This window comes from Aestuariibaculum scopimerae, assembly GCF_059428085.1.
The window spans coordinates 2,208,604-2,227,103 of record NZ_CM182089.1 but is presented as its reverse complement, the minus strand read 5'-3'; the positions used below and the strand labels follow the sequence as shown (position 1 = coordinate 2,227,103).

The following is an 18,500-nucleotide window of genomic DNA, read 5'->3' as shown; positions in this document are numbered from 1 at the left end:
AATCTTTAATTTTTAAAATTTTAATTCAACTCCTCCTGTAATCATCTTAAGAGGTGGTAGTTCATTTCCAGTTTCAGGATCTAGGCCTATATAGTTTGTAATTGTAAATAAGTTTTGTGCCTGTAGATAAATTTTAGCCTGTTTAAGCTTCGTTACATCCAGAAAAGAGTCTGGTAAAGAATATGAAAGTGATAAGGTTTTTAAACGAAGGAATGAAGCGTCCTGAATATTTTCATTACTATTGATATAATATCCCCAAGGTGTGAAAATTGAAAAATTAGCTAAAACTTTCTGTGTATCGGTAATATCACCTTCTTCTTGCCATCTGTCCAAGACACTCACCGTTGTATTCGTTTGAATGCGTCCTGGTGGATGGGTGGGAAAGATATCCGATCTTGATCGAGTTTGATTAACATATTGAAATAGAAATGAGAGTTCCAATCCTTTAAAGTTGAAAGTATTTAGTATTCCACCATATTCCCGTTTTAATAAACTCATGAACTGCTGATCGTCATTTTCAGTAATATTACCATCTCCATTAAGGTCCTCAACGGTGTAAAGTCCTGTTATTGGGTCAACTCCTGTATAGGTATAATATCTTCCCACAGTAAGCGGTTCTCCTACTTTATAAAGAGTTGCATAAGTAGAATTTTCTATGTCGTCAAATCTTATTAACTTATTTTTAGGTATTGTATAATTTACAGAAGTTGTCCATCGAAAATTATCACTATTTATATTGACAGTATTTAATAACAATTCCCATCCAGAATTCTCAACCGTAGCGTTAAAATTAGAATTTACTGAAAGAAAACCAGATGTTGCTGGTAATCTGTAGTCTACCAACTGGTTTGAAGACCTATGGCGATACCAACTTGAAGACATAGAAATCCTATCCTTCAAGAAACCCATTTCTAAAGCTACCTCAAGCTTTTTAGTCTCCTCCCAAGCATAATCAGGATTAAATAATTGTAGTGGGCTTAAGCCTTTAACTTCTTGATAAACCTGTGAAGTTGGAGAGTAAATATCATAGTACATGTAATCTCCAATCTGGTCATTACCCGTTAATCCAAAACTAGAGCGCAGCTTACCAAAACTTATTATTTTTGAATCTTTTAACCAATTTTCTTCGGAGAATATCCAAGCCAATCCTACAGCTCCAAAGTTACCAAATCGGTTACCTGGTCCAAATCGTGATGATCCATCTCTCCTACCAGTAAGGTTTATTAAGTACTTCTCTTTATAATTATAACCAATGCGGGCAAAGAGAGCAGCATAGCGGTATTTAGAGTCTAAATCTTCATCATAAACTACATTGGCGGCTCCAAGCAAGGATCCTAACAATAAATCAGAAGTATATCCTGTTCCATCTGTTCTTCTAAACCTATCAATATTTTCTTGAAAAGTTGCTCCAAAGAGCATATTTAAATTATGTGACCCCCATGATTTGATAAAATTTAATTGAGGTTCTATAATCCAAGAGCTTCGTTTAGATGTACCTAAAGAATTTGATCCTGTTGCATTTGCAAAAAAGAAGCTGTTGGGATCCATAGAACTTAATGGCTCTTTGGTTAGTTGCTCCATATCAAGATCCTGATATCCTAAATTTAAGTTTAAATTAAGTGGGGGAAGTATGGCATAATTTAAAACAGCATTTACATTTAGAGCATTACTACTAACATCATCTGTTTTACGCATTACAGACAAAGGATTTATCCATGAACTACGTCCATTAGAACGTGGTTGCCAATTTAATTCTCCGTTTTCGTCATATAGCGGTGGTGCAACAGGAGGAAGTCTTAATAAATTACCAAATAGAGCAGCATCGTCAAATAAGTGACTTTTATTATGTCCATAAGTAATATTGAGAGTCGCTTTAAATTTTTGGTCTGAAGAAGTATGGTTCATATTATAGAATCCATTTATTCGTTCAAAACCAAAATTACCAGGGAAAATAGTATTTTCTTTATAATAACTACCTCCTAAACGGAAAGTAGTATTATCCCCACCAGCGGAAATACTTAATGAGCTTTGACTGATCCTTGCTGATTCCCCCAAAAATAATTCTTGCCAATCTGTTTCACGAGTATTATCCCATACTCCGTTAAGATCATAATCAGTTGAATTTGGTTGTCTATTGTTGTCATTTGCTAGTGCCTCCATACGCATTTCAAGATACTGTTCGCGATTTAACACATCTAGTTTTTGTGTAAGACGGCCAACGCCTTGATAAAGATTTAAATCTACTTGAACTTTACCTTTTCTTGATGATTTTTTAGTGGTTACCAGTATGACACCATTTGCGCCTCTGGAACCATAAATAGCTGTACCATCAGCATCTTTAAGAACTTCAATGCTTTCAATATTACTAGGGTCTAGGGCTACAAGTGGGTCAAGGAAATTGAGAAATTCTGAATTTCCAGTTAAAGGTTTAGATTCAATGGGAATACCATCAACTATGTAAAGAGGGTAACTACCGTCAAATCTCAAACTATTATTTCCACGAATTTGTATTTGGGGTGCACTACTAGCAGCCCCATTAGTAGGAACTATATCTAAACCAGGAACTCTACCTTGTAATGCCATAATAGGGGATGTTACTGGTTGTTTTTCAATCTCCTTGGCTATAACTTTAGAAATATTACTTGTTTTAGTTCTATCAGTCGTCTTATAATACCCTGCATTCAATATCACTTCATCCAACTGCCCAACTTCTTCTTTTAGGGTCACATTAATGGCACTTTGATTCCCAACAGTAATTTCAACCGTTCCAAACCCCACAGCAGAAAACACCAAAACATTCTCAGGATTAGGCACCACAATACTATAATTCCCATCCATATTGGCCGCCGTGCCTTTAGTGGTGCCTTTTATTAGTATGGTAGCGCCGGGAATGCCCATACCGTTTTCGTCGGTAACTTTACCCGATACCTGTATTTGCTGCCTAGTATTGGCATCTTTAATAAGGATGGTATTATCTTGGGTAAGTACCACGTTTAAATGCCCCCCCGAAAGGCTTTGGTTAAGTAGGGTGTTAAGCCTTATTTTGCCTTTTTTAAGTTGTACCTTGGGAAGGTTTTTAAAAACATCTTTATGGTATATAAACATATAGTCGCTGGTTTGCGCCATAATGATTTTAAATACCTCATCAACGGTAACGGTTTTGTCTTCAGTAATGGTTATTTTAGTGTTTTGGGACACTAAATTGCCAGGTGAGAGACTAAACACCGACATACAGAACAAAAATAGTGTGGTTCGCATGATAACTATTATAAGCTTTTTTCCAATCCCCATACTTATAGGGCGAAAAAGGCTTTTGGTTAATTTTATTTCCATAAATTTACATGTTATTGGTTAGTTTATTAAAAATTGACTGATAATCTATAGGGACAGTGTTTTGTAACTTTTGCGGGTTTAAACATTGTTCCTTTTTTATTCCTGCGGAAGCAGGAATCTCTTCTAAGTTATTTATCTTTCATATGTTGTGGTTTTAGTGGTTAATGTTTGCTTTAATTGTTTTTATTTTAGTTTTTAATCTCGTCACTGAGCCCCATAAGGGCGAAGCAGTCTCACCCATAAAAAGACGTTCTTTTGTTAAAGAGATTGCTTCTTCGTTCCTCATCGCAATGACAGCTACTCCAGATATATAGTGCTTTCATGTATTTCATAATTATTTATAACCTTGGTGGCTTTTATAATATCTAATATGTTTTTAATGTTATGGTTCTTTTTTAAAATACCTACAAACTGCTCGTCTTTTAAGGCCGGGGTTTTAAATACGACTTCCATATTGTACCAGCGCTCTAGTACTTTCATGATGTCTTTAAGGGGTTTGTCCTCAAAATAGAATACGCCGTCCTTCCAGGCAGTGGCGTTGCGTACGTTTACGGTGGCTATGCTTAGGGTATTGGTGGTTTTGTTTAGGGTGGATTGGGTATTGGGTGTTAGGTGTTGGGTGTTGGGTGTTGGGTGTTGGGTGTTAGGTGTTGGGTTTTGGCCATTGGCCATTGGCGTAATGGCTACTTTTCCTTCTACAAGGGTGGTGTATATGTGGGGTTCGTCTTTGTAAGCCTTTATATTAAATTCGGTTCCTAGTACCTCAACAATCTGTGTGAGATCTCTCGACTGCGCTCGAGATGACATTCCACTTGCATTGACATTAGACCTGCTCGAAGTGACATTCGGCTGGGGTGACAATACTCTAAATTTAGAGCCACCGTTTTCTGTGCTTGGGGAGACGTCGAAATAGGCTTCGCCGTATACTAGGGTGACTTCGCGGGGTTGGCCGTCCATAAAGGCTACCGGGTATTTTAATTGGGTTTCGGAGTTTAGCCAGACTTTGGTGCCATCAGCCAAAGCTAGTTGGTATTGGCCGCCTCTTGGTATTGTTAAGGTGTTTGTTGTTTGTCGGTTAGTCGTTTGTTGCTCACTGTTGCGGTTAGCTGTGTAGGTGATGGCTTCGCCATTGCTGCTGGCATATGCTGTTTGGTATGAGATGCCTTTTTCCAAAGGCACTATGGTGCCGTCTTCTAACGTTAACGTGGCTTTATCACTGCCTGTTTTTATTTGGTTATTTACTATGATGGGTTCCAAATTCTGAATTCTGAATTCTGAATTCTGAATTAAGAGAATGGTGATTGCTGCTATTAGCAAAATGGCGGCAGCGGCGGCTGTGTACTTGTAAAGACGCTGCATACGGCGCTTGTAGAACACACTTTTTTGCTCGCGGATGCGCTGTAATATATTTTTGCTGGCCTGCTCGGTTTGGTACTGCCCTATATTCATATTAATTAAGGCGTTAACCCGACAGTATTTTTTAAATTGAGCCTCGTTGGCCGGGGTTTCCAGCCAATGCTCTAACTGCTTAAGCTCCGCACCAGAAATGTTGCGGGTAAGGAATTTTATTATTATTGGTTCGATGTTTGAATCCATCTTATAAATTTAAAACACTTTTACCCTAATAACGAAGCCAAAATGCAACACCACTAATTTTTTTGTAAAAAAATATATCTTTGTTTTCGAAATCCCTTAAAAAAAGCTCTTTTGGAAAATGCATTTGCCACCCCTAAAACGCTTATTGAACATCTTATTAAAGGTGATGAGAAAGCCTATGACTACTTGGTAAAGACCTATTACAATAGGCTTTGTGGCTATGCCAATAGTTTGTCGCACGACACCTTTAAGTCGGAAGATATTGTGCAGAACGTTATGGTACGCATTTGGGAAAAACGCGCCACTTTAAACCCCAATATGGCGCTTAATAAGTTTTTATTTCGGTCGGTTTACAACGAATTTATAGATCAGTATCGAAAAGATACGGCCACCTCGGCCCTGGAACAAAAATATATTGCCGATTTGGACAGCCTGTTCCATGAGGATAGCGATTATGACTTAGAACGCCTTATTGCCTTGGTAAAGGAGGAAATAGACAATTTGCCCAAAAAATGCAAGGCAACGTTTTTATTGTGCAAGCAGGAAGGCCTTACCTATCCTGAAGCGGCCAAACATTTGGGTATTTCTGTTAATACCGTTGAGGTGCACATGGGCAGGGCCTTTGCGGCCTTACGTAGCCGCGTAGGTGACCGCATGGATGCCATCTTGTTTTTGCTTTTTGGGAAGAAGCCTCTATAATTGGTTTAAGCTACAACCGCTATCCTTAAGTAACATTTTTAAATAATACCAAGCTCTTGTTCTAGCTTTTTAGCTTTTGGGTGTAAAATATTATTCTCTAAATGAATGTGCTGGTGCAAGTCTTGCTCAAACTCTTCTAATTTTGAATATAGCGCTCTAAATGTATTGCATGCGTCCTGCGGTGGTGTATAATTATTGGTTAACCTGGCTATTTCCTTAAATATGGCTCCGGCAGACTCATGTTCGTGTTCCATCATAGCTATGGGGTTATTAATGTTTCCAAATGGCGGGGTGTTTAATGGTTTTCCTTCGGCTTTATGCGATAGTAGTGTTTTTATATAGGGAAACAAAACATGCTCTTCTTTTTTTAAATGAGCCGCTAGCTCGTTTGCTACTTCACTAAAAAGTTTATTAATTTCAATAACTTCAGTATAATGATGCCCATGAACTTCGGCTACTCTATTTGAATATTGTAAAATTAACGGAATTGATTCTTCTACATAGCTATGATGGATGTTTATAATATGATCGATTAAAAAATCAAGCTTCCATGAATTGTAATTATAGGCTTTAGGAGCTTCTTCTACATTTAATAAGGCTGCTTTAATTTGGGAATAATCTAGCTGCTTTTTTTGGCAAGCTTTTTCTATGGTGATACCTCCCCCACAACAAAAATCTATTCCAAACTTTTTGAAAATATGGGCGGTTTTAATGTTTTCGGCAACGACTTCTGCTACAGTTTTGTTATCTATTGTATTCATAATTAATTTATTTTAAATGATTTACTGTTTTATTTTGATTTTTATTGAATTATTAAATGGACGATTTTAAAAATCTTTTCTTTTTGCTTTGTAAACAATTCTGAAAATGGGAAAAATAACCCAAAGTGTTAACATTATAAAGGACACAATGAGTCCTAAACTTGTTCCAAAAAACTGTTTAAAAACAGCCCCCGTGTAACCCAATAATGCTGAAATATCCAACTTTAACAGAATGAGTGTTCTTGATAAGTCTATGGGGTTTAGCATTGTACCTATTAACGACAGTTTATCTAAAGGATAGTCTTCAAAAAATATAAGCGACAATAAAAATATACCGTCATATATAATGGCTAAAAACAACCATAACAAGATAGCATAGCCAAACCCTTTAATTTTATTTTCATTTGATAAGGCTATGTTAAATGCCAGTGCCGTAAAAATAAATGTAAGGAAGGTGCCTGTGGTGATTAATAGTGAAAAGTCCCAAATGGCATTAGACTTAAATAATCCATAAAAGACAAAAGGGAGCCCCAATCCTAAAATTAAACTCATTGATAGTGATAAGGCAACACCTAGATATTGACCCAAAAATATGGTGGATCGTTTTAAAGGCTGCGCTAAAAGCAGCTCGGTAAATTCTTTGGAGTTATAGTAATACATAACCCCAAAAATAGTTCCTATTAAAGGCACTAAAACGATGATGATGTTCATTAAAGTAATAACTGCTTTAGAGAGATCGTTATTTAAAAACAATAAAACAATGCTGAGTAATAAATAAAAAGCAAAGTATACATAACTCCAACGGCTACGCATTAAATCGTAAAAACTATATTTTAATATCTTAAGCATGGTTTTTTGTTAATATTGATGCAATGGCATGTTCAAAATCTGTTTGGTTGGTTTTTTCCTTAAGTTCACCAATGGTTCCTTTAAAATAAATTTGTCCTTCTAAGAGAAAAACGATTTCATCTGATATTTCCTCAACAAAACTCATGATATGGGATGTAATTAATATGGTTTTGCCTTTTGCTTTTTCAAATTGAATTAAGTCTTTTAAACGTAACAAGGATATGGGGTCCAACCCCGATGTTGGTTCGTCTAGAATAATAATTGGGCTATCAAACATAAAGGTTAAAACCAAATTGACTTTTTGCTTGGTACCTCCTGAAAGGGTTCCTAGTTTTTTATCAAGAAAAGGTTGAAGCTTAAATTGGTTTATCAAATCATTATCATGTGTTGTATTACCCCTTAAATCCTTAATCATGGTGATTAATTCTTTTACTTTTAAATTACTTGGAAAGTTTGCTATTTGGGGTAGGTAATCAATTTTATTTCGGTAATCGGAATTGTTTTTAATACTTTTTCCAAATAAATGAATACTTCCTTTATTTGGAATTACCATTCCTAAAATTGATTTTATAAGCGTTGTTTTTCCAGAACCATTAGGGCCAAGAACTGCAAAAATACCGCCTTCTTTAATATCTAAATTAACACCGCTTAGCACAATGTTCTTTCCAAATGTTTTATGTAGATTTTGAATAGTAATCATGGTATTCTTTTTATTAAAGGATTATTGTCCATTAAGTTGTCTGGCGTAAAAACCGGAGATACTTTTTCGGAAAAATCAATAATATCAATAAACAAACTTCTAAGTAATATAATGGTTTCTGGTGTTCTGTTTACAATATAGGAAAACAGTTTTACGGGCCTGTACGGCACATCGCCAACACCATTTTTATCTAAATCGTAACCCGTATAATTGCTCCAGTAATTTCTATCAAAAACATTGTCGTTTATATTACTGTTATATGAAACATCAAAAGAATTATATAAAAAATTATTCCCTATAAATTGATTTGTATAGCAGGCACCCCTAACTTTTATAGCCCAACCATTATTAATAAAATTATTGTTTTTATATACAATTCTATTGGAGCCTTCTATATTAATGCCTATGGTATTTTCTTCAAAAGTATTGCCTATAATCTCGGCGTCATTAATTTCTTTTAGCAAGACGCCATAAGAGGCGGTGCCCCAGTTTTCCTTAAATACATTGTTATACATTTTTATTTGCTTTGAAAACATAACTGCAACGCCTGCCCCATTTTTAGAAAACTCGTTGTTTTCGTATACATCGTTATTTGAAAACATAAAATGCAAACCATAACGAAGGTTGTTTGTGCTTACATTATTTTTTATAATGCAATCATCTGAAAACTCTAAATAGATGCCATCTCTAACATGTTGTACAATATTATTTTGAATGCTGATTCTTTTACAATACCACAGTTGTATAGCATTTCCTGAATTATACTCTTCAACGGCTTGACCAACAATCTTGTTATTGAACACGATTCCATCTTCGGCTTTTTCAAGATAGATACCAAAAAACAGTTTTTCCAGCACTAAATTTTTTATTTCAAAATGCTTGCTTCGTTTTACTCTAACGGCCGCATAATCTTCGGTATAACTTGTGCCTACATTAATAATAAACAACCCATCTACACTAACATGGTTTGAAACTATTGTGATAATTTCCCCTTTTAACTCCCCGTCTATAACTGGATAATTTTCTCCAATAATTGTTAATGGTTTATTTATTTGGATATTGTTTTCTTTGTAAACACCCTTTTTAACAAGAATGGTATCAAAATCCTGGGCTTTTAAAATAGCTTCTTTAAGTGATTGGATGTTACAACCTTTACACACTTCAATATACTGTGCACGCGCTACTTGTGATAACAAAATCACAAAAACCAAAACACTATATTGAAAGTATAATTTCATGTTATATTTATTGTTTTTACCCATTAAATGGGTGTTTATATATTATATTTTACACCAACATTAATGGTTAAATTTTCATTCATTTGAATGCCATTATAATGTTCATAGATTGGCACTCCAGCTTCTGCACCAAATCTAAAATCATTTAAACTTGATGTTACAGGAAATGACAGGTTAAACCCAATAAAGGATTTTATCTTTTCGCTTCCATAATTATTGGTATTGGCTGTTGGGACCATCATTGGATTTAATTCGGCATCTGCTCCTGTTATTCCGCCCTCATCAATTCCGAGTACCCTTGCAGATATGCTGATATTTTGTGACAGTTTGTAAGCACCCCAAAAGTTTAATTCATAGGTGTTTCCAAAATGATAACCTTCACTATTGGTTCCCGTTCTAAATGTTCCTAGAACTTGTGTGCCCCAAGAAGTATTTGTATAAACCGCTTTATATGTGGCCCCAAATGCTATATCTAAAGTGCCGCTTCCAAGTTGCATGGCATATGGTAGCTTTATATTAGATCCCATAGGTGTATCGTCTTTTTTAGATAAGCTTCCTGTTGGAATACTAAAACCCATATTTAAATGTAAAGCCTTTTCATTATGGTTAAAAATGCCGTATAAAACGCCTAATTTTAAATCGCCTAAACCTGAACTTTCGGTTGAAAAATTTTCTAACATAGCCATATTATTTACCATCATTCTTGCTGTTAAATCCATGTTTTTTATTAAAAAACTTTGCATTAAAGCGAGGGTTAGTTTATTTGAGGGAGAATACATTACGCCCAACATATACATTTCCATGTTCATTTTTTGAGGTGCTACCATATAATTATTATATATCGTTGCATTAGAAATATTGTTTGACCCTGATACATTTCCCTTCATAGCCATGTTCATATAACGCAAGGAAACCATTACCTCTCCTTTTTGGTGTAAATGGTCGCCCATAACGCCTATTGGGGCATGGGCATCTGGCCTGTAATGATCATGTTTAATAATTTTTAAACTGTTTTCTTGAGGATTGTTAAACTTTGCAACAATTGTGTTCCAAGTAAATAATTGTCCGCCCTTTTCACTTATAATGCTTTTAATGACCTCCTGATTACTAAAAGCTGTTAAATTGGCTCCCATAGGGCTAGGGATAGATTTGCTAATTAAAAAGAATGCCGTTTTTGCATTTATAAAGGATTGTGTGCTGTAGTCTGAAACTTCTATTGAAGAAAATTCATTTTGGTTATAGGGTTTTAAATAATTAATCAAACATTCGGCCGAATCAAAATGGAGCGTCTCACCATTTTTTTCAGCTCTGGCTTTATGGGCATTATCTCTAACAAGCATGTTGCACGTTGCACAATGCATTGTGTTTTGTGCTTTTACTTGTAAAAAGTATAGGCATAAAAAGAGTGCAAAAAATACTTTAATGTTTTTCATGATAAAAAAATAACCCCTTAAATATTATTTAAAATGCTTTAATAATTCTTGCCAGGTATATAGATTTCCACTTTTTTTAGATTGCATTTTAATAGCTTCGTCTTCATTTTTGAAAGCCGTTAAATATGCGCCCATTGGACTGGGAATGTTTTGGCTAATTAAAAAGGTTGCCTTAGTAGCATCAATCAATATTTCTGGTTCTGAAAAGCTATTAACCAGGTACAGTTCTACATGAGATGAAGCATCAAATTCCTTTAAAAAATTAATCATACATTCGGCTGAATCAAACTTATACACCTTTGCTTTATTTGTAACAATTTCTGCTGCATGAACCTTATCTACAATTGTCATTTTACAATAGTAACAGCCATCAGAGCCATAGTTTATTGCTTGAGGAGATACATTACAACTTGCATAGAGCGCTAGTAATAAAAACGTTAAAAAGTATCTTATTGATTGCATTTTTTAAAGTATTAAATGTTTAAAGTTTCTTATGCTTTTTTAAACCAACATAATAGGCCAACAAAGAAATTACAATTCCTAACCCTAAAAAGAAGGCGCCCAATTTTGGATACGAGTGCGCTGTAAAATTTAGAATATGCTTAGTCCCGAATAAAGGGGGTTGAAACCCCATAATAGAACCATCTGGATTGGTAAACTTCATTATGGCTTTTGGATCTAAATTATGTCCATAATCATGCTCCCATAAATAAAAATCATAAATTCCAGCTCCACTTAATATAATCATTAATATAAACCATGCTAAAAACCATTTGTAGTTTCCCTTAAAAGCAATAATTAACCCTATTATGGTTGTTATAATAATTCCTAGCGGAAAAATTTTGAATTCTGGAATAGCATCTGGGATATATTTCATGCCCACATAGTGGTTCATTAAATTAATATTTTGAATATCATGTGGGTTAGCGTCTGCAAAATCATTAATATAGATATTCATGCCTAAGGGTGTAGGATATTGTGGCGCCTCTAAAGTAATGCTCCATAGTGGAAACAGGAATAAGCCTAGAGGCAATATAGCAGCAAGAAGCATTATGATGTTTGACTTTTTCATGGTATTAAATATTAATGGGTTTAACTATTTCTTAAAAAAAGGACGAGAGCGACATAATGCTCTCGCCTTTTTTAAGTTATTTACAATTAAAAATCATCACCTAAAGACCAAGACAAATCAATGCTTGATGATGCAGGAGAAACCCTTACATAACCTTGCATTTCTTGGTGTAGAGCAGAACAGAAATCTGTACAGTAAAATGGCCAAACACCTACCGCTTTAGGCTCCCAAACAAATGTTTCAGTTTGTCCAGGCATAATCAATAGCTCAGACGTATTTGCTCCAATCATAGCTATTCCATGTGGCACATCATAATCTTGCTCTAAGTTGGTAACATGAAAATATACCTTGTCTCCTACCTTAATACCTTCAATATTATCAGGAGAAAAGTGGCTTCGAATCATTGTCATTTGTATATGAACTTCGTTTCCTTTCCGCACCACTTTAGTGTCTGCATCACTCTTAGCAGCATACGGATGGTTGTTTTCCTCTAGCTGATATAATTTTTTTGAATTAACTTTTATAATATCAGCAGGACAACCAGCTGCATAGTGGGGTTCTCCTACGGTAGGGAAGTCCAATAAAAGTTCCATTTTATCGCCCGTAATATCATATAATTGAGCGGATTGTGTTACCTCTGGACCTGTTGGCAAATAGCGGTCTTTTGTAATTTTATTCATGGCCAACACATATTTTCCAAAAGGTTTAGCAGAGTTACCACCCGGAATCATTAAATGGCCAACAGAATAATACGTTGGTTTTCTGTCTATAACTTCCCAAGTGCCTAATTTCCATTTTACAACTTCAGAAGAAATAAAGAAGGTAGTATAAGCATTCCCTTTACCATCAAACTCTGTATGTAATGGCCCTAAGCCCGGTTGTACTACAGAACCCGCTAGAACATCTTCAAATTTTAAAATTGGAATTCCATAAGCTTCTCCATCAATTTTGTTGTTTTTAATGGCATCAAGCATTTTTGTAAATGAATGAACAGTAAGATTGGCCGAAAGTTTTCCGTTTCCAACAATATACTCACCAGAGGGATCTACATCGCAACCATGAGGAGATTTTGGTGTAGGTAATAAATAAACAGCTCCTGGGACGTCTAAGGGGTTTACGGTTAACACCTCGTTTATCATGGTAGAAGTTGCTGTATGTGTTTCGTCGCTATATATGTTATGTGCATATTTTGAAGGCATTTTAGTTCCACCGCCATTATTTACATATTCCTCTATTTTTTTCCAGTTAATAGCAGCAATAAAGTCTTTATCATTTTGAGAAGCGTTCACTTCTAAAAGAGAATTTGCCTCTTAGGTATTGTACGTTGTAAAAAAGAACCATCCATGAGATTTACCACGCCCAGGGTGAGATAAATCATAGTTAAATCCTGGCATTAATAATTGAAATTTAATTGCCATTTCACCATTATCAGGATTTATTTTCAAAAAAGACAAGGCGCCTTTAAAGTTACCTTTATAATCTTTAATTGACATATCTCTTTGGGGAACTGGAACAGAAAAACGGGTTCCGGCTACTACATATTCTGTGTTCTCTGTTACAAATGAAGAACTGTGATTACCTGCGCTATTTGGTATTTCAATAATCTCGGTAGTTTCAAATGTTGTTAAGTCAATTTTAGCTATCCTAGGTGTGTTATTAGCGTTAATATAAACATACCTGCCATCCACAACCCCATTGGTTTGTGAAATGTCTGGGTGGTGAGAATCATCCCAGGGTATAAACCCATGAGAAGTATTTAGCATTGGTTTAGTTTCTTCGTTATATCCCCAAGCTTTTTCTGCATCTTGGGAGAATACAGGAATTATTTTAAACAATCTGCCAGATGGTAATCCATAAACAGATAATTGACCACTAAAACCTCCAGATATAAAGGCATAAAATTCGTCATGCTCTCCAGGAGCTACATATACTTTTTCAGCAGCGCTTGAACTTAAAGCGCCATTAGATTTTGAAGATTTTCCATTATTGCAACTTGTAAATGCAAGAACAATAATTATAAATCCAACTGATATTTTTAAAATTTGTTTCATTATAATATTTATTTAGTATTAGTTTTCAGGTAATATTACTTTATCAACAACATGAACAATCCCATTTCCAGCTGGGACACTTGCAATGATTTTTGCGCCCCCTACAAAAACATCTTCACCCTTAACCTCTACGCTAACATTTTCATTACTAGCTTGACCTAAGTGCTTAAATTTCTTTAAAAATGCTTTTGAGTAGTTACCGGGAGTAACATGATGTTTTAATATAAGAGCAAGCTTTGCTTTGTTTTCGGGTTTCAATAAGTTTTCAACGGTTCCCTCTGGTAGCAAAGCAAAAGCCTCATTTGTTGGTGCAAATACCATTAAAGGGCCTGCGTTTACTAAGGCATTCTCTAGTTCAGCAGCTTGAACAGCAGCAACTAAAGTGGTATGGTCTTTTGAACCAATTGCTATTTGTAAAACATTAGGCTTAGATTCATCATCCTTAATAAAAGCTTGTCCTTGTTTTTTCTCAGTAGTATTGTTTACTTCTGTTGAAGGGTCTTTAGTTTCTGGGTCTTGATTATTTTTACAGCCAAAAATACTCAAGACAACAAAAAGGGTTAATAAAATGTTTAGTTTGGTTTTCATCTGTTTGTTTTTATTGTTTTTTATTTAATCAGATAGAATACCCTTAATAATTATCTGTGTATCTGAGAGAGTAATTATCATGGGATTTCATTTAAATGTTATTTTAATGTTCGGAAGTATTCCAATATTGCTCTGGCTTCTTCTTGAGTTAGATTTTGATTAGCCATAGGGGCGCCGTTAAACTCTGTTAATAGTTCTTTAGCCAAAGGATCTTTTTGAACCATTTCTTCAGGATTTAAAATCATATTCATAATCCATTCTGGTGTTCTACGATCTAATATTCCCACTTGTGCTGGTCCAATAAATTTCTTGTTAGGCCTATGACAAGCTGTACACATTTTATTGTAAATTTCTTGTCCGTGGGTAACCATAGCTTGATCAATTTCATCACTTAACTCAAGTGACGTTATGGGCCCAACACCTTTATTGGTAAGATCTACTTTTTCTGAAGCCAAAACCGTTTTAGTTTCAGCCGGTGCTTTTGTTTCAGTAGTAATCACTTTTTCATAAGAAAATGACTCTTTCTTTTTTTCGCTTTTCCCACCACAACTAATTAATAAGCTAAGAAATATGAGTGAGAATAATTTGAACATTGCTTTCATGTTGATTTTTAAGTTATTTTTAATTAAAAATTCGATTTAACAACACAAAAATAGAATGTAGACTAATTATAAAACATGATAAAAATCATATTTAAGACAAAAATATCTTTTTTATTTTGACATGTTAAATATTTTAAGCAAATGATTTCAAATTCCACTAAATATGCCATTAAAGCTGTATTGTTTTTGGCCATACACTCTAATGAAGAAAAAAAAATTATGGTGAAAGATATTTCAGAGCCTATAAATGTACCACAGGCATATATTGCTAAATTATTACAACAACTTGCAAAACAAAAGTTGATATCATCTACACGTGGTCCTAAAGGAGGATTCTATTTAAGTGAAAGTGATAAAAAAAGAAGTGTTATGGACATTATTAACGCTATAGATGGGGAAAGAAAATTGAATGCCTGTTTATTGAGTTTGGAACTTTGTAATTCTGATAACCCTTGTCCAATACATCACCTAGCTAACAAATCAAGAACCGTATTGATAAAAAACTTAAAATCAAACACTATTAATGAATTGGCATTAGATGTTAAAAACGGTAAATCTGTTTTACCGCTTTAAAAATTTGATTGGAGAATAATGCCGCTTATAAAAAAACCTCCAACTAAAGTTGAAGGAAATAAAATGACATGTAATAGTTAAAATTCATTGCTACCTAAGTTAATTACTTGAATGATTCCTACTAAAAAAACTCTAGATTCTTTAGTAGGAATCATAGCCAAGCACCCTATAATTATTTTTAAAAATGAACTACCTATTAAAACAAATATCAAAAAAATCAATAGAATTTATGTGGCTGCAATAAAATTGCTACCATTCATAAACATTATTACCAGGAATTTCTACATATGTTAAGTTATCATCTGCTAAATTCTCTCTAGACTGATTTAAAACTGAAATTCCATGTTGTCCACTATAACCAATTTTTGAATTTAAAATACTTAATCGTCCTTCCGGACTGTTATCAATAATTATATTTGCTGAAAAACTATTGTCAACTGGTTTTCCACCATGTAAAACTTCAACATAATTCAAATAGTTATTTATATGAGTGTTTGAAAAAGTCACTCCATACCAAGACCCAGAAACTCCTGATATATTCCTTATTATTATTGGTTTGGATATAATTCCTAAAGCTTTTAAATACCCCTCTTTTCCATTAGCGCTTTCTACTACAATTCTTGAGTTTTCTTCCATTTCCAGGATTACTCCTGGCATTAACCTTAAACCCGACCAAATTGTTAAGTCCTTCCCCAAGCCATTAATATGGTAGGTTATATTGGTTTGCTGAAACCCTCTCCAAATAGTTTCACTATCAAAAAATATCGGATAGTTTCCATCAACTCTAACTTGATTTTTACCATTATTACTAAAAAACGTTAAGAAATCTAAAATTGCTACATTTTTAGTTGACACTGCAATAGGGTAACCTTGGTGTCCACGAATATAATTACCTGTAAAAGACAAAATGGTTGAACCTTCAGAGGTAGCTTCAATACCATCACCAGCACCATTATTAAAAGAAGAGTTATCAATAGAGGCGACTCCGTAAGCCCCTAAATGGAAAGATGACGCTTGATTGCCAGCTAAAGGTTCGCTTCCTGCATTCTTAATAACTACAAAATCAAATACAGAATGATTATTTCCACTATGTTCTATATAAATACCTTTCCAGTAACCAGAAATGTCTTCTAAACCCATGAAATAAATAATACCAGATTGAGAGCCTTCTGCTATTATTTTACTTTCATTTAATACATCAATTCTCTTGTTTTGTGCAACTCTTATTTGAGTGTACTCTGGAATGTTTAAAGTGGTTCCATTAAGTAGTTTGATACCGTCTAAAGATGTATATAAATAACTTGGCCAATCTATATTCTCACCATTGTTCAAAATAGAATTTTTAAAGGCTATATCTCCATTTAAAATTTGATTGCTTGTACCTATATTGCTTATTTGAGTTATTGGCGCTAAAAGATTGTGTTTGTTGTTTTCTACACCAAGCATATTGTTACCATTAAACTCTGATATTTGCGAAAATTCCGAATAGTAAACTTGAATTCCTGAGTTTTCCTTGAAAAAAGAGTTGGTTATTGGTAAATAGCTATTCTCATCTAAATATACCCCTATGGCTTCTGAACTCCACTCTGCAACACCACCAGCATATGACATTTCTGTGTAGTTCCATTTATTATTTTGATTATCAGAGCTAATATAAATTCCATTCCAAAAGCCCGGGATTTCTTCTTCGCCTGTTAAGTAAATTCTATTTTCTTCAGTTGAACCACCCTCAGAAATGAAAGCTCCTTCTTGAGTAATTTTTAGAGAAGCATGTTCAGCAAATGCCACTCTTACACCTGGCATAATGGTTAACTTGGCATGTAATTGAATTGGCTGGGTAATCAAGTAATCTACCAAATGATAATCATCTATAAAAACATTGTTTAAAACCATATCTTGAGTGATATCTTCAGAAATGACAATGGTTTGTGTACCAACATCAGAGGCTATGATTTTAATTTCGTCTATTGATTCCCAATTAGATTTTGAAATTTTTAATTGAATTATATAATCTCCTGCTTTATCTGGTGTAAATAATGGTTTGGCTTGGTTTTTATTAATTAATTCAGCTTCACTATTAGCTGGTTGGCTTTTTACTAACCATTCAAACAAAAATTCATCGCCTTCAGAGTCCGTAGATTTACTGCCATCTAATGTAACTGTATTACCAACAATTGCCAGTATATCTGAACCAGCATTGGCTTTTAATGGATTAACACTATCTATTGAATCGTTTTCTTGACATGCTATTAAACCAATGCATGATAAAATAGCTACTTTTAAGTTTAAAATTTTATTTTTCATTATATTATTTTTTTATTGATTTAATCTGTAATACTTTAAGAAAGCACCGTGTTCATCGGTCATTTTTAATTCACTAATTTCTTGACCTGCATTGTTTAAAGTTGTAGAAATCTCAGCCGTAATTGCGTAATTACTAATAGGTTCGTCTCTATCAAAATCCATACTTGGATTACAAACACTATGGTGTTTCATTCTTCTAACCTGTGGTTTAAAAATTATTTGATCTAATGAAGCGCCGTCTACAATTCCTTTTAAGTATTCGGCTGTGTAAACTTGGCACCCTCCAGTGCTGGTGCTTACAACTACTGAATGAACAAAATCGCCATTCTCTTTAAATTCTATGCCAAGTGCAGGAACAGGGTTCATGGACCAAGGATCGAGTGCTCCTGAGAACCATTTGTTAGAGGCTGGGTTGTAGAGTAGTGGGTCAAACTCATAATTCATGTAAAAGCTCCACGAGTCGACCCAAACACCTACTAATTCTTCAGGCACAGAACCAATAGGCTGTATAGGTTGTGATGTATCATCATCTTGGCAAGACAAAAGCACTAATAGGACAAAAGATATCAATACCAAATTCTTTTTTTTAATTTTTTTCATAACTGTTTCTTTTTTTATTGATAAAATATTTATTAAAGGAAATCACTTTGGGGTGTTAATAGAAAACCACTATAAAATCCCCTAAAATCCAATAGCAAAAT

The 18,500-nt window shown here is 34.3% G+C and carries 15 protein-coding genes and 1 pseudogene; 2 read left to right on the top strand and 14 right to left on the bottom strand.

What is annotated here, in order from left to right:
• Positions 1–12: 12 nt before the first annotated feature.
• Together AC5SR4_RS09650 and AC5SR4_RS09645 are read right to left on the bottom strand one after the other, a co-directional pair.
• On the bottom strand, positions 13–3,333 hold the full coding sequence (locus AC5SR4_RS09650; RefSeq protein ID WP_495356038.1) for a SusC/RagA family TonB-linked outer membrane protein: 3,321 nt from the start codon (positions 3,331–3,333) through the stop codon (positions 13–15).
• Between the two features lie 297 nt (positions 3,334–3,630).
• A complete protein-coding gene (locus tag AC5SR4_RS09645) occupies positions 3,631–4,929 on the bottom strand; it encodes a FecR family protein (RefSeq protein ID WP_495356037.1) in 1,299 nt (432 codons plus the stop codon).
• 111 nt (positions 4,930–5,040) lie between these two features.
• On the opposite strand from AC5SR4_RS09645, the gene AC5SR4_RS09640 reads away from it, so the two are divergent.
• On the top strand, positions 5,041–5,628 hold the full coding sequence (locus tag AC5SR4_RS09640) for an RNA polymerase sigma factor (protein ID WP_495356036.1): 588 nt from the start codon (positions 5,041–5,043) through the stop codon (positions 5,626–5,628).
• 38 nt (positions 5,629–5,666) lie between these two features.
• Here the strand turns inward: AC5SR4_RS09640 and ric are convergent, their stop codons facing one another.
• From ric to AC5SR4_RS09590, 10 genes and pseudogenes are all read right to left on the bottom strand, one after another.
• Positions 5,667–6,389: an iron-sulfur cluster repair di-iron protein gene (gene ric, locus AC5SR4_RS09635; RefSeq protein ID WP_495356035.1), complete on the bottom strand. Its 723-nt coding sequence runs from the start codon at positions 6,387–6,389 to the stop codon at positions 5,667–5,669.
• A gap of 66 nt (positions 6,390–6,455) precedes the next feature.
• Positions 6,456–7,238, bottom strand: coding sequence for an ABC transporter permease (locus AC5SR4_RS09630; RefSeq protein WP_495356034.1), 783 nt, complete (start codon positions 7,236–7,238; stop codon positions 6,456–6,458).
• Positions 7,231–7,938, bottom strand: a complete 708-nt coding sequence (locus AC5SR4_RS09625) for an ABC transporter ATP-binding protein (RefSeq protein WP_495356033.1) — start codon at positions 7,936–7,938, stop codon at positions 7,231–7,233. The genes AC5SR4_RS09630 and AC5SR4_RS09625 overlap by 8 nt, the downstream gene beginning before the upstream one ends.
• Complete coding sequence (locus tag AC5SR4_RS09620; protein WP_495356032.1) at positions 7,935–9,176, bottom strand: nitrous oxide reductase family maturation protein NosD; 1,242 nt, start codon at positions 9,174–9,176, stop codon at positions 7,935–7,937. Before AC5SR4_RS09620 ends, AC5SR4_RS09625 begins: the two co-directional genes overlap by 4 nt.
• A 35-nt stretch (positions 9,177–9,211) precedes the next feature.
• Positions 9,212–10,609 carry a nitrous oxide reductase accessory protein NosL gene (locus AC5SR4_RS09615; protein WP_495356031.1) on the bottom strand — a complete coding sequence of 466 codons (1,398 nt, stop codon included), beginning with the start codon at positions 10,607–10,609 and terminating at the stop codon, positions 9,212–9,214.
• A 24-nt stretch (positions 10,610–10,633) separates the two neighbouring features.
• Complete coding sequence (locus tag AC5SR4_RS09610) at positions 10,634–11,071, bottom strand: nitrous oxide reductase accessory protein NosL (protein WP_495356030.1); 438 nt, start codon at positions 11,069–11,071, stop codon at positions 10,634–10,636.
• 19 nt (positions 11,072–11,090) lie between these two features.
• Positions 11,091–11,681, bottom strand: a complete 591-nt coding sequence (locus tag AC5SR4_RS09605) for a hypothetical protein (RefSeq protein ID WP_495356029.1) — start codon at positions 11,679–11,681, stop codon at positions 11,091–11,093.
• 86 nt (positions 11,682–11,767) lie between these two features.
• Positions 11,768–13,732: pseudogene (nosZ, locus tag AC5SR4_RS09600) on the bottom strand (Sec-dependent nitrous-oxide reductase).
• Between the two features lie 18 nt (positions 13,733–13,750).
• The gene (locus tag AC5SR4_RS09595; RefSeq protein ID WP_495356028.1) at positions 13,751–14,320 is read right to left on the bottom strand and encodes a fasciclin domain-containing protein; all 570 of its coding nucleotides are present in this window, start codon (positions 14,318–14,320) and stop codon (positions 13,751–13,753) included.
• A 98-nt stretch (positions 14,321–14,418) separates the two neighbouring features.
• Entirely contained in the window at positions 14,419–14,922 is a 504-nt protein-coding gene (locus AC5SR4_RS09590; RefSeq protein WP_495356027.1) for a c-type cytochrome, read from the bottom strand.
• A gap of 141 nt (positions 14,923–15,063) precedes the next feature.
• On the opposite strand from AC5SR4_RS09590, the gene AC5SR4_RS09585 reads away from it, so the two are divergent.
• Complete coding sequence (locus tag AC5SR4_RS09585) at positions 15,064–15,495, top strand: RrF2 family transcriptional regulator (RefSeq protein ID WP_495356026.1); 432 nt, start codon at positions 15,064–15,066, stop codon at positions 15,493–15,495.
• Positions 15,496–15,744: 249 nt separating this feature from the next.
• Here AC5SR4_RS09585 and AC5SR4_RS09580 read toward each other — a convergent pair whose 3' ends face one another.
• Both AC5SR4_RS09580 and AC5SR4_RS09575 read right to left on the bottom strand, forming a co-directional pair.
• Positions 15,745–17,799 carry a PKD domain-containing protein gene (locus AC5SR4_RS09580; protein ID WP_495356025.1) on the bottom strand — a complete coding sequence of 685 codons (2,055 nt, stop codon included), beginning with the start codon at positions 17,797–17,799 and terminating at the stop codon, positions 15,745–15,747.
• 12 nt (positions 17,800–17,811) lie between these two features.
• Positions 17,812–18,399: a hypothetical protein gene (locus AC5SR4_RS09575; protein WP_495356024.1), complete on the bottom strand. Its 588-nt coding sequence runs from the start codon at positions 18,397–18,399 to the stop codon at positions 17,812–17,814.
• Positions 18,400–18,500: the final 101 nt, after the last annotated feature.

What these genes read in the sequence shown, in the direction of transcription:
- AC5SR4_RS09650 (WP_495356038.1), bottom strand. Translation starts at nt 3,333, where the DNA reads ATGGAAATAAAATTAACCAAAAGCCTTTTTCGCCCTATAAGTATGGGG.
- AC5SR4_RS09645 (WP_495356037.1), bottom strand. Translation starts at nt 4,929, where the DNA reads ATGGATTCAAACATCGAACCAATAATAATAAAATTCCTTACCCGCAAC.
- ric (WP_495356035.1), bottom strand. Translation starts at nt 6,389, where the DNA reads ATGAATACAATAGATAACAAAACTGTAGCAGAAGTCGTTGCCGAAAAC.
- AC5SR4_RS09630 (WP_495356034.1), bottom strand. Translation starts at nt 7,238, where the DNA reads ATGCTTAAGATATTAAAATATAGTTTTTACGATTTAATGCGTAGCCGT.
- AC5SR4_RS09625 (WP_495356033.1), bottom strand. Translation starts at nt 7,938, where the DNA reads ATGATTACTATTCAAAATCTACATAAAACATTTGGAAAGAACATTGTG.
- AC5SR4_RS09620 (WP_495356032.1), bottom strand. Translation starts at nt 9,176, where the DNA reads ATGAAATTATACTTTCAATATAGTGTTTTGGTTTTTGTGATTTTGTTA.
- AC5SR4_RS09615 (WP_495356031.1), bottom strand. Translation starts at nt 10,609, where the DNA reads ATGAAAAACATTAAAGTATTTTTTGCACTCTTTTTATGCCTATACTTT.
- AC5SR4_RS09610 (WP_495356030.1), bottom strand. Translation starts at nt 11,071, where the DNA reads ATGCAATCAATAAGATACTTTTTAACGTTTTTATTACTAGCGCTCTAT.
- AC5SR4_RS09605 (WP_495356029.1), bottom strand. Translation starts at nt 11,681, where the DNA reads ATGAAAAAGTCAAACATCATAATGCTTCTTGCTGCTATATTGCCTCTA.
- AC5SR4_RS09595 (WP_495356028.1), bottom strand. Translation starts at nt 14,320, where the DNA reads ATGAAAACCAAACTAAACATTTTATTAACCCTTTTTGTTGTCTTGAGT.
- AC5SR4_RS09590 (WP_495356027.1), bottom strand. Translation starts at nt 14,922, where the DNA reads ATGAAAGCAATGTTCAAATTATTCTCACTCATATTTCTTAGCTTATTA.
- AC5SR4_RS09585 (WP_495356026.1), top strand. Translation starts at nt 15,064, where the DNA reads ATGATTTCAAATTCCACTAAATATGCCATTAAAGCTGTATTGTTTTTG.
- AC5SR4_RS09580 (WP_495356025.1), bottom strand. Translation starts at nt 17,799, where the DNA reads ATGAAAAATAAAATTTTAAACTTAAAAGTAGCTATTTTATCATGCATT.
- AC5SR4_RS09575 (WP_495356024.1), bottom strand. Translation starts at nt 18,399, where the DNA reads ATGAAAAAAATTAAAAAAAAGAATTTGGTATTGATATCTTTTGTCCTA.